The following is a 15,626-nucleotide window of genomic DNA, read 5'->3' on the forward strand; positions in this document are numbered from 1 at the left end:
AAAAATCCATTCGCGGATTTAGCCGGTCTTGAGCCGTTGCCCAAGACCAAAAATGTTTGAAGTTATTGAAGAACGAAATAATCGTAGCGCATCGACACGGTGACCTCGAATGGCTCGGCCTGCTCGATCACGGCAGCACGGCGCTCGGCACTGGCGCGCCAGCCGTGGGGCGTCATCGCCAGCAGATTGGCACGATCCTGACCACTGTCGAGCGTCAGCTTGAATTCCAGGGTTTCACTGTGCGCCAGCGACATGCCTTCCGGCACCAGGTCCAGGTGCTTGTCGTCGATGTACTCGCGGACTTCATCGTACAGCCGCTCACGCAGTTCCATCAGGTGGCCGCTGGTCGGTCCGACTTTCATCAGGCCGCCGCCGACGCTGAGCAGGCGTTTGGCTTCTTCCCAGTCCAGTGGGCTGAAGACGCTGGCGAGGAACTGGCAACTGCCGGAAGCCAACGGCACCCGCGCCATGCTGGCGATCAACCAGGTGAGCTGCGGGTTGCGTTTGCAGGCGCGTTTGACCGCTTCGCGGGAGATGTCCAGGGCATAACCTTCGGCATCCGGCAGCGCCTCGGCGATTTGCGCGGTGTAGTAGCCCTCGCCACAACCGATGTCCAGCCAGCGCTGTGGTGCATAGCTGGCTGCCAGCTCCGCCAGACGCCTGGCCACCGGGGCGTAATGCCCGGCATTCAGGAAGTCGCGGCGGGCTTCGACCATTGCCTGGTTATCCCCAGGGTCGCGGCTGTTCTTGTGCTGCACCGGCAGCAAGTTCAGGTAACCCTGGCGCGCACGGTCGAAACGGTGCCCGGCGGGGCAGACCACACCGTTGTCCACCGCATTGAGCGGTTCGCTGCAGATAGGGCAGGCAAGCATCAGGCGAGCAACTTGATCAGGGTCTGGTAGTAGATTTCGGTCAGCACGTCGAGATCCGCTGCCAGCACGCGCTCGTTGACCTGGTGGATGGTCGCGTTGACCGGGCCCAGCTCAACCACTTGCGTGCCCATGGTTGCGATGAAGCGCCCGTCGGAGGTGCCGCCGCTGGTGGACGCCTTGGTGTCGCGACCGGTGATGTCCTTGATGCTCGACGACACCGCGTCCAGCAGCGCGCCTGGCTCGGTGAGGAACGGCAGACCGGACAAAGCCCAGTCGACGTGCCAGTCCAGGCCATGCTTGTCGAGGATGTCGGCGACGCGCTTTTGCAGGCCTTCGACGGTGGATTCAGTCGAGAAACGGAAGTTGAACACCGCCACCAGGTCACCCGGGATCACGTTGGTCGCACCGGTGCCGGAGTTGACGTTGGAGATCTGGAAGCTGGTCGGCGGGAAGAAATCGTTGCCGTGGTCCCAGTGCTCGGCGGCAAGTTCCGCCAGGGCCGGAGCGGCGAGGTGGATCGGGTTCTTCGCCAGGTGCGGGTAAGCCACGTGGCCTTGCACACCGCGCACGGTCAGCTTGGCGCCGAGGGAGCCGCGACGGCCGTTCTTGACCACGTCACCGACCAGAGTGGTGCTCGACGGTTCGCCGACGATGCACCAGTCCAGGCGCTCCTTGCGCGCGGCCAGGCGTTCAACCACCGCCTTGGTGCCGTGGTGCGCCGGACCTTCTTCATCGCTGGTGATCAGGAACGCGACTTTGCCCTTGTGATTCGGGTAGTCGGCGACGAAACGCTCGGAGGCGACGGTCATGGCGGCGAGACTGCCTTTCATGTCGGCGGCGCCACGGCCGCAGAGCATGCCGTGTTCGTCGATCAGCGCGTTGAACGGCTCGATCTGCCAGGCCGTCACCGGGCCGGTCGGGACCACGTCGGTGTGACCGGCAAAGCACAGCACCGGACCGTCGTCCTGGCCGTGGGTGGCCCAGAAGTTATCCACATCTTCGATGCGCATCGGTTCCAGGGTGAAACCGGCATCGCCCAGGCGCTGCATCATCTGCTTCTGGCAATCGGCGTCGATCGGCGTCACGGACGGACGGCGGATCAGGTCGATGGCGAGTTGGAGGGTCGGCGAAAGGTCGGCGTGGGCCGTCATGGAAAACTCCGGAATCTGTAAATGTGTAGGAGCGAGCTTGCTCGCGATGGACGTTAACGATAATGCGTGCGATCTGTGTGACCGCGTTGTCCTTGCGTTTCTCGCGAGCAAGCTCGCTCCTACAGGTATTGGGGTCGGCCCTTGAGCCAAGCCCCGCAAAATGGCGGTTATCTTAAAGCAAAACGGCGACCATTGGCCGCCGTTTAGTGCATCCGCAGAGATTTAGACCGCTGGTGCCGTTTCAGGCTCGGCGGCCGGTTTCGGCAGCGACGACAGGAACGCCATGATCAGCGCCGCCAGATACGGCAGCGACTGCACCAGCAACATGGTGACCCAGAAGCGCATGTCGTTGCTCGGCATGCCATTGACCAGATAAATCCCCAGCGCCGCGCTCCACAACAGCAGCATGATGAACATCTCCTCCCGGGCTTCCGAAATCGCTACCCAGAAGCCATGGTTGTCGGCGTTTTTCGGCGTACGGAAGAACGGAATGCTGCTGGTGAAGAAACCGTACAGCACCGCTTTCGCGATGGTGTGAGACAACGCCAGACCGGCCAGCGCCGCGCAGAAGGCATCCTTCAAATTCACTCCAACCGCACGACGGTAGAGGAAGATGATCTTGGCGACCTTGAACACGAACAGCGCCAACGGCGGGATCGCGAAAATCAGCAGCGGTGGATCGACCCGTTGCGGCACGATTATCATCGCCGCCGACCACAGCAGTGCGCCGACGGTGAAGAAGATGTTCATGCCGTCCGCCACCCACGGCAACCAGCCCGCGAGGAAGTGGTAGCGCTGGCCGCGGGTCAGCTCGGTGTCCTTGCCGCGCAGCAGGCTGGCGGTGTGGCGCTTGATGATCTGAATCGCTCCGTAAGCCCAGCGGAAACGCTGTTTCTTGAAGTCGATGAAGGTATCGGGCATCAGGCCTTTGCCGTAGCTGGTGTGGTAATACGCCGCCGACAGGCCTTTTTCGAAGACCCGCAGACCCAATTCGGCGTCTTCACAGATGCACCAATCGGCCCAGCCCAGTTCTTCGAGCACCGAGCGACGGGTCATGGTCATGGTGCCGTGCTGGATGATCGCGTCACGGTCGTTGCGGGTGACCATGCCGATGTGGAAGAAGCCTTTGTATTCCGCGTAGCAGAGCTTCTTGAACGTGCTTTCGTTCTGGTCGCGGTAATCCTGCGGCGATTGCACTACGGCGATTTTCGGGTCGGCGAAGTGCGGCACCATGTGCTTGAGCCAGTTGCGGTCGACGCAGTAGTCCGAGTCGATTACGGCAATGACTTCGGCATCCTTGGCGGTGTGCGGAATCAGGTAGTTCAACGCGCCGCCCTTGAAGCCGGCCAGCGGTGCCACGTGGAAGAACTTGAAGCGCGGGCCGAGGGTTGCGCAGTAGTCGCGCACCGGTTCCCAGACCGCCGGGTCCTTGGTGTTGTTGTCGATGATCAGGACTTCGAAATCCGGATAGTCGAGGTTGGCCAGGGCGTTGAGGGTCTGTTTGACCATCTCCGGCGGTTCGTTGTAGCAGGGTACGTGAATCGACACTTTCGGGCGGTAGCTGGAATCGCCTTCCACCGGCAAAAACTCGCGCCGGCGCTTGTGCACCCACACCGCTTCGGCCAGTTCATGGGCTTCGGTCAGCAATACGATAAACACCCCGAGCGCACCGAGGGCGAGCAAGACGCCCACCGTCAGGCTGAACCAGGTGCTGTATTGCTGGCTGTAGTCGTAACCGATCCACACCAGCACCGAACCACAGAGGAACGCAATGAAGGTCAGGAAGGTGCGACCGCGCTGGCGCAGGGCCGAGCCGTCGATCATCAGCAGGGTCAGCGACAACAGCGCCAACACCACCGAACCAATGGCCAATACGCGCCATTGCGGAATCGCCACCACCGGGCCTTCGAAGTTGAACTTCTGCTGGCGCGCTGCGTTGAACACGCCCCAGTAGGCGCCGACGGAGCCTTCGTCGCTGGCTTTCCACGGCTGGTCGAACGCTTCGATCACGAAGTAGTTGAAGCCCTGGCGATTGAGCTTGTTGACCAGGGTGCGCAGGTAGATCGCCTGGTCTGCCGGTGAGGCATCGGCGCCACCGCGCATGCGGCCGTTGCTCGGCCAGCCCACTTCGGACAGCAGCAGCGGCTTTTTCGGGAACATCTTTTTCAGGTCGCGGGCGCGATCCAGAACGAACTGCTGGGCTTTGTCCACCGGAATGAACTCCCAGTAAGGCAGGATGTGCGCGGCGATCAGGTCGACGTGCTTGGCCAGTTCCGGATGTTCTTCCCACACGTGCCATTGCTCGGACGTGGTCACCGGCACCTTCACGGCTGCGCGGACTCGGTCGAGCATGACGCTCAGTTCGGCGGCGGTGATCTCCTTGCGGAAGATCGCTTCGTTGCCCACCACCACGCGAACCACACTGCGTGAGGAGTTGGCGATTTCGATGGCGCGGGTAATTTCCCGTTCGTTGCGTTCCTGGTCCGGGCTGATCCAGATCCCCAGTGTCACCCGCAAGCCGAATTCTTCCGCCAGTTTCGGGATGTCTTGCAGGGTGCCATCGACCGAGTAGATGCGGATGTTGTCCGTCAGCTTGCTCATGATCTCCAGGTCACGGCGCATCTCATCGTCGGACGGATACTGATCCTTCTGTGGGAATTGTCCTTGCTGGAACGGTGAGTAGGAGAAACCGGAGATCTGCTCCGGCCAGTTGGGGGCGGTGACCGGGCGATTGATCAGCGCCCAGAAGCCGGTAAACAAGGCTGCGATGGCGAGCACCACGACCAGGTTGAGTCCAAATTTACGCGATGACATGGTTATTTCAGGTTCCAAAGGCTGTGGAACGAAGGAACGGTTGGCTGCCGCCAAGGGGCGCGCATCCTACACCGGCAGCTCACTGAACGTACATCGGACAGGGAAATGCCTGACGTTGGGCAATTGGCTTTCACATAAGTTCTTACACTTGTCGCTTGAAACTTAAATCTTGTTGCTGCGTAGGTGTCCTGCCTCGCAGACACGTTCCTCTTTTGACGAGTGGCTGTTGTCGTCAGGCAAGGCGCCGCGACGAGTCATAGCCCGCTATGGCGAGGAGCGGCAACGCAGCATGACGGCAACAGACGCCGTCAAAAAGGAACAGTGTTTGTGAGGCAGGAGACCCCTTATAATGCGCGCCGGTTTTTGGGGTAATGGTCATGAGTACAGAAGATCCGCGGTTTGCTGGCATCGCCCGTTTGTATGGCATCGAAGGCCTTGAGCGCCTGCGCGCGGCCCATGTGGCGATCGTCGGTGTCGGTGGCGTCGGTTCCTGGGCGGCGGAAGCCATGGCCCGTTGTGGCGTGGGCGAGATTTCGCTGTTCGATCTGGACGACGTCTGCGTCAGCAACGCCAACCGTCAGTTGCACGCGCTGGACAGCACTGTGGGCAAGCCCAAGGTCGAGGTGATGGCCGAGCGTCTGCGCGGGATCAATCCCGATTGCACGGTGCACGCGGTGCCTGATTTCGTCACCCGCGACACCATGGCCGAGTACATCACGCCGAACATCGACTGCGTGATCGACTGCATCGACAGCGTCAACGCCAAGGCTGCGCTGATCGCCTGGTGCAAGCGCCGCAAGATCCAGATCATCACCACCGGTGGTGCCGGCGGGCAGATCGATCCGACCTTGATTCAGGTCTGCGACCTGAATCGCACGTTCAACGATCCGTTGGCGTCGAAAGTACGCTCCACGCTGCGCCGCGACTACGGCTTCTCACGCACCGTGACCCGCCATTACAGCGTGCCGTGCGTGTTTTCCACCGAGCAACTGCGCTATCCGAAACCAGACGGCAGCATTTGCCTGCAGAAGAGTTTTGTCGGTGACGGGGTGAAGCTCGACTGTGCCGGCGGGTTTGGTGCGGTGATGATGGTGACGGCGACCTTCGGCATGGTCGCGGCGACCAAGGCTGTGGACAAGATAGTGGCGGGTGTGCGGCGGCCGGCGGATCGTATCAAGCCTCAAGATTGAGGTTGCTGCTGATGGCCTCTTCGCGAGCAAGCCCGCTCCCACATTTGGAATGCATACCCCTGTGGGAGCGAGCTTGCTCGCGATGGGCTGCGAAGCGGCCCCGTTACTGTGCCAACTCCCGCATCCGCTGAAGCACCGCATTCAAGCCATTACTGCGGGATTCGGACAACTGCCGCCCCAGCCCTAACTGATTGAACCAGTCCGGCAAATCCACCTGCTGCAACTCGGCCGCGGACAACCCGTTGACCCGCGCCAGCAGCAATGCCACTAATCCGCGAATCAACCGCGCATCGCTGTTGGCACTGAACTGCCAATGGCCATCGCGCAACTCACCCACCAGCCACACCTGGCTTTCACAGCCGTGCACCCGGTTGGCATCACACATCTGCACGTCACTCAACGCTGGCAGGCGCTCGCCCCATTGCATCAGCAGGCGTGCGCGCTGTTCCCAACCGGCAGCTTTGTGAAAGGTTTCGAGCGCCGTAACGGCATCGGCAGGCAGGTTCATCGCAATAGCTCCAGTGCCTGATCCAGGGCTTCAAAGAACCGCTCCAGGTCCTCGGAGTCGTTGTACAGCGCCAACGACACCCGAATCGCCCCGGCCAGTTCAAAGCGTTTGAGCAGCGGCATGGCGCAGTGATGGCCGGCGCGCACCGCGATCCCTTGTTCGGTCAGCAAATGCGCGAGATCGGCGTTATGCACACCCTTGACGGTAAAACTGGCCAGTGCCACTTGCGGCTTGCCCAGCAGGTGGATGCCGTGACGTGCCTCAAGGCCCTTGAGCAGGCAGGCATGCAACGCCGCTTCATGGGCGGACACGGCGTCCTGATCGAGCCCGGCGAGGTAATCAAGGGTCGCTCCGAGGCCGATCACACTGGCAATCGGCGGCGTCCCGGCCTCAAAGCCCAGTGGTGCCGGGCGAAAGCGGGCGTCGTGGTAGTTGGCGTCCAGCACCATCTCACCGCCGAATTGCCACGGGCGCAGTTGTTGCAGCGCTTCATGGCGTCCGAACAGCACGCCCAGGCCATCGGGCCCGTAGAGTTTGTGGCTGGAGAACACATAAAAATCGCAGCCCAGCGCTTGCACGTCGTGGCGGCCGTGGACCACGCCCTGGGCGCCGTCGATCACGGTCAAGGCATTGTGCGCCTTGGCCAGTGCCAGCAATTCGGGCAGTGGCTGCCACGCGCCAATCACGTTGGACAGTTGACTGACCGCCAGCAGGCGTGTGCGCGAGCCGATTAAACCGGCAGCGGCTTCAAGGTCGATCACACCGTCGGCATCCAGCGGCAGGATCACCAGTTTCAGGTCGCGACGGTGCGCCAGTTGCTGCCACGGCAACAGGTTGGCGTGATGCTCCAGGGCGCTGATGACAATCTCGTCGCCCGGGTTGAAAAAGTGTTCCAGGCCGTAGGCCAGGAGATTCAGCGCGGACGTCGCGCCGTGGGTAAAGATGATCTGCCCACAGTCACTGGCGTTGAGCCATTGCGCGGCTTTGCGGCGGCTGTCCTCGAACGCCTGGGTGGCGTGGGCGCCGGGCAAATGCTGAGCCCGATGTACGTTGGCCGCGCCGTTGACGTAGTAGTGCGCCAGGGCATCGAGCAGGGCTTGAGGTTTTTGCGTGGTGGCGGCGTTGTCCAGATAGGTCTGGTCTTGCCGTTGCAGGGCGGCGATGGCTGGAAAATCGACACGCCAGGGAGAGAGAATCATCATGTTATCGGGCCCTGGTGAACATGGGCGGGCGTACGCCGGCCCCCTGTAGGAGCGAGCCTGCTCGCGATGGACGTGAACGATAACGCGCATTGTCTGAATAACCGCGTTGCCTTTACGTTTTTCGCGAGCAGGCTCGCTCCTACAGGAAGACGTGTGACGCTTAGTTGTGAGCGTGCAGCGCTTCGTTCAACTCGATGGCCGATTTGTGGGTTTTGCATTCCACGGCACCGGTTTCCGAATTGCGACGGAACAGCAGGTCCGGCTGGCCGGCCAGTTCACGGGCCTTGACCACTTTGACCAGTTGATTGTTTTCGTCCAGCAACGCCACTTTGGTACCAGCGGTCACGTACAGGCCCGACTCGACGGTGTTGCGGTCGCCCAACGGAATACCGATACCGGCGTTGGCGCCAATCAGGCAGCCTTCGCCGACCTTGATCACGATGTTGCCGCCGCCCGACAGGGTGCCCATGGTCGAGCAGCCGCCGCCCAGGTCCGAACCCTTGCCGACGAATACGCCAGCGGATACGCGGCCTTCGATCATGCCCGGGCCTTCGGTGCCGGCGTTGAAGTTGATGAAGCCTTCGTGCATCACGGTGGTGCCTTCGCCCACGTAAGCGCCCAGGCGCAGACGCGCAGCGTCAGCGATACGCACGCCGGCCGGTACCACGTAGTCGGTCATTTTCGGGAACTTGTCCACCGAGAACACTTCCAGCAGCTCGCCGCGCAGACGGGCTTCGAGTTGCAGTTCGGCCAGTTCGCTCAGGTCGACCGCGCCCTGGCTGGTCCAGGCCACGTTCGGCAGCAGCGGGAAGATGCCGGCCAGGTTCAGGCCGTGTGGCTTGACCAGGCGATGGCTCAGCAAGTGCAGCTTGAGATAAGCCTCGGGGGTGGACGACAGCTGGGCATCTTCGGCCAGCAGGGTGGCGACCAGCGGCTTGTGGCTTTCGGCCAGACGGGTCAGCAGCGCAGCCTGGGCAGCGTCGACGCCTTTGAGGGCTTCGGCCAGTTGCGAGGCCTGGGCGGTGCTGAATGCGATGGCCTGATTACCTTCGGTGTAGCCCAGAATCGGTGCGATAGCAGCGACGACTTCAGCCGATGGCTTGAGTACCGGGGCGGCGTAGAACACTTCCAGCCATGCGCCTTGACGGTTTTGAGTGCCGACGCCGAAGGCCAGGCTGAACAGGGTAGTGGACATGTGTATACCTCTAACAAAATTGAACGGGCTGCTTACTTGAGCGCGGCCGCGTAGATATCTGGCTTGTAGCCAATCAGGGTTCGGTCACCGAGATCGAGCACCGGGCGCTTGATCATCGAAGGTTGTGCAAGCATCAGTTCGATGGCTTTCGTCTGGTCGAGATCGGCTTTGCGTTCGTCGTCGAGCTTGCGAAAGGTCGTGCCTGCACGGTTCAACACCACTTCCCAGCCGTGCTCGTTGCACCATTGGGTCAGGTGTTCACGGTCGATACCGACCGCTTTGTAATCATGAAAGTCATAACCGACAGCGTGTTCATCGAGCCAGGTGCGCGCCTTTTTCATGGTATCGCAGGCTTTGATGCCGAAAAGGTGCAACGTTTTGCTTGAAACGGTCAAGGAATCGCCCCCTTTGCAGGTGCTGAAAATAAAAGGTGACGGATTATGCCATGACCGGACGGTTTCGCGTCGGCTGTGGTCGGGTTTGTCTTTTCGACCTGGCAATCAGCTGCGTCGAGCGACATGGGGGGCAACAGGCAGCCGCATCGGACGGATGCCCCCACTGCAGTCGTCGCTGGTACAGATCTATGAGAGCAACGGCTGGAGTGGCATAGCCTCGGCCGTCATCACCAGATCGGTGATGACGCATTGCAGGAAGTGTTGGGCTGTTAGCGTTTTGGATACAGTAACTTCATGAGTTGTTTGTCTTTTTTACTGATCTTGCGGTTGATAGGGATTTCCCAATCGCCCAATGTCAGTGTGTTAGCCACGGGGTGATGCATGATGGAATTCCTGTCGTAAGGCGTATAAATCGCTTCGATTGTATTGAACGGTTCAAAGAGGTTTCTATCGACTTGTTCTTTGGTCAGTGGATTCATCTCTCGATTCTGGTAGAACGCATACACTTTCGGTTTATCCCAGGGAATATTGGCTTCGGGGTGTTGATGTTCGTGCATCGCCCCTAATACATGTCCGAACTCATGAGTCACGATCACTTCGAAATCTTCATGTTCAGGTTTGACGCCCAGATCCATGGTTGGCGAGTCCGGATGAATCAATAGCGCATCGGTGCCCAACATCGAGCTGTTGATATTGTTTTTTGTCGCGATTCGGATATCGCCTTCCAGCCCTTCGACGAAATCGAAACTCAGATTGATATAGGGCAGCCACTGACTGGCCGCCCTGATGATCTTCTGTTTGTGTTCATCGTCGGGATCGTCGATAAATGCGATTTTGAGCGTGCGTCCATTTGCCCACAACTTTGAATAATCGATCAGAGAGCGCTTGCGACGTGTGCCGCGAGTGGATCCTGCATTCCCGGGGTTTTCATTGATAGCCGCGTCGTAGGATTGCTGGTCGTTGGGCCATTGGATAAGGGTGCAGTTTTCAATACTGTTCATTGGGTACTTCTTCCATGAAGTAAGGGCTAACGTTTTGTGAGTGCGCACAGTGATGCGCTGCATAAGAATAAGAGGTCTCTGCAGTTCGGTGAGTTTTAATTACGGGTGATGTGTTACTGGTTATAAAAAGTACCCGCACTGTGTTGCACAGTGCGGGCGGGGAGACTATTTGTTGCGGGTAATGAACGCGCGAATGCGCTCGGCCGCTTCCACACATTCAGCCAACGGTGCTACCAGCGCCATGCGTATGCGCCCGGCACCCGGATTGACGCCATCGACATCGCGGGACAGGTAGGAGCCCGGTACCACGGTCACGTGTTCCTGTTCGAACAGGTCACGGCAGAACGCCGCGTCATCACCGTTTACATTCGGCCACAGGTAGAAACTGCCATCCGGTCGCTGTACGTCCATGACCGGGCTGAGGATTTCCAGTACCGCATCAAATTTCTCGCGATACAGCGCGCGGTTGGCGCGCACATGCACTTCGTCATTCCACGCGGCAACACTGGCCAGTTGGGTTTGAACCGGCATCGCGCAGCCGTGGTAGGTGCGGTAGAGCAGGAAGCCCTTGAGGATGTCGGCGTCGCCGGCGACAAAACCCGAGCGCAGGCCCGGCAGGTTGGAACGCTTGGACAGGCTGTGGAATACCACGCAACGCTTGAAGTCCTGGCGACCCAGTTCCGCGCAAGCGCTGAGCAGGCCAGGCGGCGGGGTTTGTTCGTCGAAGTACAGTTCGCTGTAGCACTCGTCCGCGGCGATCACGAAGTCGTATTCATCGGCCAGGGCGATCAGCTTCTTCAGGGTGTCGACCGGAATCAGGGCGCCGGTCGGGTTGCCCGGCGAGCACAGGAACAGGATCTGGCAGCGCTTCCAGATGTCCGGCGACACGGCGTCGAAATCCGGGTTGAAGCCGTTCTCGTCCAGGCACGGCAGGTAATGCGGCTTGGCCCCGGCGAGGAACGCCGCGCCTTCGTAGATCTGGTAGAACGGGTTCGGGCTGACCACCAGCGCGTCATCGCCACGGTTGACCACGGTCTGGGTGAAGGCGAACAGCGCCTCACGGGTGCCGTTGACCGGCAGGACGTTGCGCGCCGGGTCGATCCAGCCTTTGGGGACATCGAAGCGACGCTCGCACCAGGCGGCGATGGCTTCACGCAGCTCCGGGATGCCGAGGGTGGTCGGGTACACCGCCATTTTTTCCAGATTGCTGGCCAGGGCTTCGGCGACGAAGCTTGGCGAACGGTGCTTCGGCTCGCCGATGGACAATGCGATCGGGCGCTTGTCCGGGTTCGGCGTCACGCTGCCGAGCAGGGTGCGGAGCTTTTCGAAGGGGTAGGGCTGGAGCTGTGACAGAGCGTTGTTCATCGATAAATCTCGTTCGGTGTTGGAGCGGCGCTGGTCCCTGTAGGAGCGAGCTTGCTCGCGATGGTCGTCAACGATAACGCGTTCTTGCCAGAATAACGCGGCGTATTTGAGTTCAATCGCGAGCAAGCTCGCTCCTACAAAAGGCGGGCCGTTGTTAAGTCAGAAGCTGATGCGCGACAGTTTGATATCGGGTTCCTGGTTGACGCTCAGTTGTTCGACGATCGCATCCTGCAGGCTGCTGCACAGCAGTGGGTCGGACAGCGGCTGATTGTTCGCGTCGGTGATGAAGAACACGTCTTCCACGCGCTCGCCGAGGGTGGCGATCTTGGCGTTTTGCAGCGACAGATCGAACTCCAGGAAAATCGTGCCAATTCGCGCCAGCAGGCCCGGGCGGTCGGGCGCCGTGAGTTCCAGCACTGTCACCGGGCGCTGGGCGTCGTTATGGATCGTCACCTGTGGCGCAAAGGCGAAATGCTTGAGCTGGCGCGGCACCCGGCGCTGGATGATGGTCGGGTAGTTGTCCGGGTTGCGCAGGGCTTCAGTCAGGCCGTCGCGGATCTGTTTGACCCGTGCCGGGTTGTCGCCAATCGAGTCGCCGTCGGCGTCGAGCACGATATAGGTGTCGAGGGTGAACTGGCTGCTGGAGGTGATGATCCGGGCGTCGTGAATGTTCAGGTTGAGCTGGTCCATCGCCGCCACGGTCACGGCAAAGAAGTCGTGCTGGTCCGGGGCATAGATGAAGATCTGCGTACCACCTTCGAACTCGCGCTGGGTGGTTTCCTTGATCAGCACCAGTGGCCCGCCGTCGGCCGGTTGCTGGAGGATCGCATCGCTGTGCCAGGCAACGTCGCCGGCGGTGTGGCGCAGGAAATAGTCATCACCCAACTGCGCCCACAGCTGCTCGACGTCGTCCGGGTCGGTGCCGCCACGCACCAGGATATCCAGGGCGGCGCTCTGGGTCTGGCGTATCTGCTCTTCACGGTCCACCGGGTTCTCCAGGCCTCGACGCAGGGCGCGCTTGGTTTCGGTGTAGAGCTGGCGCAGCAGGCTGGCGCGCCAGGAGTTCCACAGTGTCGGATTGGTGGCGTTGATGTCGGCGACGGTCAGCACATAGAGGTAGTCGAGGCGGGTTTCGTCGCCGACGATCTGTGCGAAATCGTGGATGACCTGCGGGTCGGACAGGTCCTTGCGCTGGGCGGTGGTCGACATCACCAGGTGGTTTTGCACCAGCCACACGATCAGGCGGCTGTCCCAAACTGGCAGCTGATGGCGCTGGCAAAAGGCCTCGGCATCCACGGCACCGATGTCCGAGTGGTCGCCATGCCGGCCTTTGCCGATGTCGTGGTAGAGGCCGGCCATGTAAATCAGCTCGGGTTTGGGCAGCTTGCCCATGAGCTTGCTGGCCAACGGGAATTTTTCCGACACCTGGGTGTACTGCAATTTACGCAGGTGTTTGATCAGGTTCAGTGTGTGCGCGTCGACCGTATAGATGTGGAACAGGTCATGCTGCATCTGCCCGACGATAAAACCGAATTCGGGCAGATAACGCCCCAGGATGCCGTAACGGTTCATTCGCCGCAGGTTGCGGTGGATGCCGATCTTGCACTTGAACAGTTCGATAAACAGGCTGGTGTTGCGAATATCGTTGCGGAAGTCGTCGTCGATCAGGTGACGGTTTTCCCGCAGCAGACGAATGGTGTCGGCGCGCACGCCTTTGATTTCCGGCTGCTGGGCCATCAGCACGAAGATCTCGAGCATGGCGAACGGCGTGCGACGGAAGACGTTGTCGTTGCGTGCCTCGATGTAGCCGTCATGCAACTGGAAGCGCGAGTTGATCGGTTGCGGTGGCGTTTCGTCTTCCGGTGCGAGGATGACTTCTTCGAAGTGCTGGATAATCAGGTCGCTGAGCTGGGCGATGCTCATCACCACCCGGTAATACTGCTGCATGAAGTTTTCGATGGCTTGCTTGGTGTCATCGCCTTTGAAGCCCAGCAGCCCGGCAATGGTGCGCTGGTGATCGAACAGCAAGCGGTCTTCGGAGCGGCCAGCCAGCATGTGCAGGGCATAACGAACCTTCCACAGGAACTCCTGGGAAGAGGCGAGCAGGGCGTTTTCGCTCTCGACCAGGAATCCTTCGCCAGCCAGTGCCCGCAGGTTCAGGGTGCCGTACTCGCGGCGGGCCACCCACAGAATCGTCTGGATATCCCGCAGGCCGCCGGGTGAGCCTTTGACGTTGGGTTCCAGGTTGTATTCGGTGTCGTTGTACTTGTGGTGGCGAGCCTTTTGTTCGGCGCGCTTGGCCAGGAAGAAGTCCTTGCTCGGCCACATGTGCCCGGTGCTGGTGACGTCCAGCATGCGCTGGCGTAAATGCTCGGGGCCGGCGATGGTGCGGCTTTCCATCAGGTTGGTGACAACCGTCAGGTCGGCGCGGGCCTCGACGGCGCACTCGTCGACCGAGCGAACGCTCTGACCGACCTCCAGGCCGATGTCCCACAACAGCGTCAGAAAACGCTCGATGGAATCGCGGAAAACTTCGTGGTCGGCGCTGTCCAGCAGGATCAGCAAATCGATATCGGAGTAAGGATGCAATTCACCTCGGCCGTAGCCGCCGACCGCAACCAGCGCAATGTCGGCGTCTTCGCTCCAGTCGAACTGCTCCCAGGCCTTTTTCAGGATGTTGTCGACGAACCAGGCGCGATCCTCGATCAGCCGGCGAATGTCGCGTCCGCTGCGAAAGCGCGCGTCGAGCACCTCGCGGGCCTGGCGGATCGCCTTCTTGAAGGCCGCGATCGGGCTTGCCTTCAGGGCCAGTTCAGCCTGGAACTGGCCGCGGTCGAAGAGTTCGGGATCCACCTGCGGCATCGATTGGCTTTCCTTTCTATAGGCGATGTACGGTAACGGGGTCAGGCCGAAACGCGAGGGATGGTGTCATCGCTGCGCAGGGTGAAGATCTCGTAACCGGTTTCGGTCACCAGCAGGGTGTGCTCCCACTGTGCCGAGAGCTTGCGGTCCTTGGTGATCGCGGTCCAGCCGTCGCCCAGTACCTTGGTGTCGGCCTTGCCCTGGTTGATCATCGGCTCGATGGTGAAGGTCATGCCGGCCTTGAGTTCCATGCCGGTGCCAGCGCGGCCGTAGTGCAGGATCTGCGGCTCCTCGTGGAACACCTTGCCGATACCGTGACCGCAGAATTCGCGAACCACCGAGAAACCGTTCTTCTCAGCGTGCTTCTGGATGATTTCGCCGATGTCGCCCAGGCGGCAGCCGGGCTTGACGATTTCAATCGCCTTGTACATGCATTCCTGGGTCACCTGGGACAGGCGCTCGGCCCAGACCGGCACAGTGCCGACGTGGAACATGCGGCTGGTGTCGCCGTGGTAACCGTCCTTGATGACGGTGACGTCGATGTTCAGGGTGTCGCCGTCTTTCAGCGGCTTGTCGTTCGGGATGCCGTGGCAGACCACATGGTTGACCGACGTGCAGATCGACTTTGGATAGCCCTTGTAGTTGAGCGGGGCAGGAATGGCCTTCTGCTCGTTGACGATGTAGTCGTGGCAGATCTGGTTCAGTTGATCGGTGGTAACGCCCGGCTTGACGTATTCGGCAATCATTTCCAGCACATCGGCGGCCAGTTTGCCGGCGATACGCATTTTGGCGATATCCTCGGGGGTTTTGAGGGTGACGGTCATACAGGCTCTCTCTGCGCCAGGCGGCGCTTTCTAAACGGAAAGGGCATTGCGCGATCGAACTTCGCGGCCCTGAAAAATGCGATTCTACCAGACGATCAGCGCAAATCTGCGCCTGTGTGCATCGCTTCTCTCTATAGAATGGTGCATTCTTGGCGGATTCCAAGGGATGGAGCAAAGCGCTCGCCAGGATTTCAGAATCCGGGTTCCGTTTTGCCCTGCCTTGTGGTATAAAATGCGCCGCTTTCCG

The 15,626-nt window shown here is 60.5% G+C and carries 12 protein-coding genes; 1 reads left to right on the forward strand and 11 read right to left on the reverse strand.

The genetic code is table 11. The features are described 5' to 3' along the window. Positions 1-62: 62 nt before the first annotated feature. The 3 genes from ACEN8Z_RS08370 to ACEN8Z_RS08380 form a co-directional block, all read right to left on the reverse strand. Positions 63-872 carry a putative RNA methyltransferase gene (locus ACEN8Z_RS08370; protein ID WP_495597340.1) on the reverse strand — a complete coding sequence of 270 codons (810 nt, stop codon included), beginning with the start codon at positions 870-872 and terminating at the stop codon, positions 63-65. Then, complete coding sequence (gene dapE / locus ACEN8Z_RS08375; RefSeq protein WP_007995764.1) at positions 872-2,023, reverse strand: succinyl-diaminopimelate desuccinylase; 1,152 nt, start codon at positions 2,021-2,023, stop codon at positions 872-874. Before dapE ends, ACEN8Z_RS08370 begins: the two co-directional genes overlap by 1 nt. 222 nt (positions 2,024-2,245) lie before the next feature. Continuing rightward, positions 2,246-4,837 carry a glycosyltransferase gene (locus tag ACEN8Z_RS08380; protein ID WP_495597341.1) on the reverse strand — a complete coding sequence of 864 codons (2,592 nt, stop codon included), beginning with the start codon at positions 4,835-4,837 and terminating at the stop codon, positions 2,246-2,248. 371 nt (positions 4,838-5,208) lie between these two features. Here ACEN8Z_RS08380 and tcdA point away from each other — a divergent pair, with 371 nt between their 5' ends. Continuing rightward, positions 5,209-6,027 (forward strand): tRNA cyclic N6-threonylcarbamoyladenosine(37) synthase TcdA, encoded by an 819-nt coding sequence (gene tcdA / locus ACEN8Z_RS08385; RefSeq protein WP_277535090.1) that lies wholly within the window; start codon positions 5,209-5,211, stop codon positions 6,025-6,027. Between the two features lie 103 nt (positions 6,028-6,130). Here the strand turns inward: tcdA and ACEN8Z_RS08390 are convergent, their stop codons facing one another. From ACEN8Z_RS08390 to map, 8 genes are all read right to left on the reverse strand, one after another. Further along, the gene (locus tag ACEN8Z_RS08390) at positions 6,131-6,535 is read right to left on the reverse strand and encodes a SufE family protein (RefSeq protein WP_495597342.1); all 405 of its coding nucleotides are present in this window, start codon (positions 6,533-6,535) and stop codon (positions 6,131-6,133) included. Next, positions 6,532-7,737, reverse strand: a complete 1,206-nt coding sequence (locus ACEN8Z_RS08395; protein WP_495597343.1) for an aminotransferase class V-fold PLP-dependent enzyme — start codon at positions 7,735-7,737, stop codon at positions 6,532-6,534. The genes ACEN8Z_RS08390 and ACEN8Z_RS08395 overlap by 4 nt, the downstream gene beginning before the upstream one ends. Before the next feature lie 160 nt (positions 7,738-7,897). Next, a complete protein-coding gene (gene dapD / locus ACEN8Z_RS08400; RefSeq protein WP_015093756.1) occupies positions 7,898-8,932 on the reverse strand; it encodes a 2,3,4,5-tetrahydropyridine-2,6-dicarboxylate N-succinyltransferase in 1,035 nt (344 codons plus the stop codon). 32 nt (positions 8,933-8,964) lie between these two features. Next, positions 8,965-9,327: an ArsC family reductase gene (locus ACEN8Z_RS08405; RefSeq protein ID WP_008000055.1), complete on the reverse strand. Its 363-nt coding sequence runs from the start codon at positions 9,325-9,327 to the stop codon at positions 8,965-8,967. A 269-nt stretch (positions 9,328-9,596) separates the two neighbouring features. Next, positions 9,597-10,328 (reverse strand): M12 family metallopeptidase, encoded by a 732-nt coding sequence (locus ACEN8Z_RS08410; RefSeq protein WP_495597344.1) that lies wholly within the window; start codon positions 10,326-10,328, stop codon positions 9,597-9,599. A gap of 165 nt (positions 10,329-10,493) precedes the next feature. Then, positions 10,494-11,693, reverse strand: coding sequence for a succinyldiaminopimelate transaminase (dapC, locus tag ACEN8Z_RS08415; RefSeq protein WP_495597345.1), 1,200 nt, complete (start codon positions 11,691-11,693; stop codon positions 10,494-10,496). Between the two features lie 159 nt (positions 11,694-11,852). Further along, positions 11,853-14,555, reverse strand: a complete 2,703-nt coding sequence (locus ACEN8Z_RS08420) for a [protein-PII] uridylyltransferase (protein ID WP_495597346.1) — start codon at positions 14,553-14,555, stop codon at positions 11,853-11,855. Positions 14,556-14,596: 41 nt separating this feature from the next. Continuing rightward, positions 14,597-15,379: a type I methionyl aminopeptidase gene (map, locus tag ACEN8Z_RS08425; protein ID WP_495597347.1), complete on the reverse strand. Its 783-nt coding sequence runs from the start codon at positions 15,377-15,379 to the stop codon at positions 14,597-14,599. Between the last annotated feature and the right edge of the window lie 247 nt (positions 15,380-15,626).

The sequence above is a fragment of the Pseudomonas sp. Pseusp10 genome (assembly GCF_059492225.1).

Excerpts from the sequence above, each read along its gene's own strand:
- ACEN8Z_RS08370 (WP_495597340.1), bottom strand. The coding sequence starts at position 872 with ATGCTTGCCTGCCCTATCTGCAGCGAACCGCTCAATGCGGTGGACAAC.
- dapE (WP_007995764.1), bottom strand. The coding sequence starts at position 2,023 with ATGACGGCCCACGCCGACCTTTCGCCGACCCTCCAACTCGCCATCGAC.
- ACEN8Z_RS08380 (WP_495597341.1), bottom strand. The coding sequence starts at position 4,837 with ATGTCATCGCGTAAATTTGGACTCAACCTGGTCGTGGTGCTCGCCATC.
- tcdA (WP_277535090.1), top strand. The coding sequence starts at position 5,209 with ATGGTCATGAGTACAGAAGATCCGCGGTTTGCTGGCATCGCCCGTTTG.
- ACEN8Z_RS08390 (WP_495597342.1), bottom strand. The coding sequence starts at position 6,535 with ATGAACCTGCCTGCCGATGCCGTTACGGCGCTCGAAACCTTTCACAAA.
- ACEN8Z_RS08395 (WP_495597343.1), bottom strand. The coding sequence starts at position 7,737 with ATGATGATTCTCTCTCCCTGGCGTGTCGATTTTCCAGCCATCGCCGCC.
- dapD (WP_015093756.1), bottom strand. The coding sequence starts at position 8,932 with ATGTCCACTACCCTGTTCAGCCTGGCCTTCGGCGTCGGCACTCAAAAC.
- ACEN8Z_RS08410 (WP_495597344.1), bottom strand. The coding sequence starts at position 10,328 with ATGAACAGTATTGAAAACTGCACCCTTATCCAATGGCCCAACGACCAG.
- dapC (WP_495597345.1), bottom strand. The coding sequence starts at position 11,693 with ATGAACAACGCTCTGTCACAGCTCCAGCCCTACCCCTTCGAAAAGCTC.
- ACEN8Z_RS08420 (WP_495597346.1), bottom strand. The coding sequence starts at position 14,555 with ATGCCGCAGGTGGATCCCGAACTCTTCGACCGCGGCCAGTTCCAGGCT.
- map (WP_495597347.1), bottom strand. The coding sequence starts at position 15,379 with ATGACCGTCACCCTCAAAACCCCCGAGGATATCGCCAAAATGCGTATC.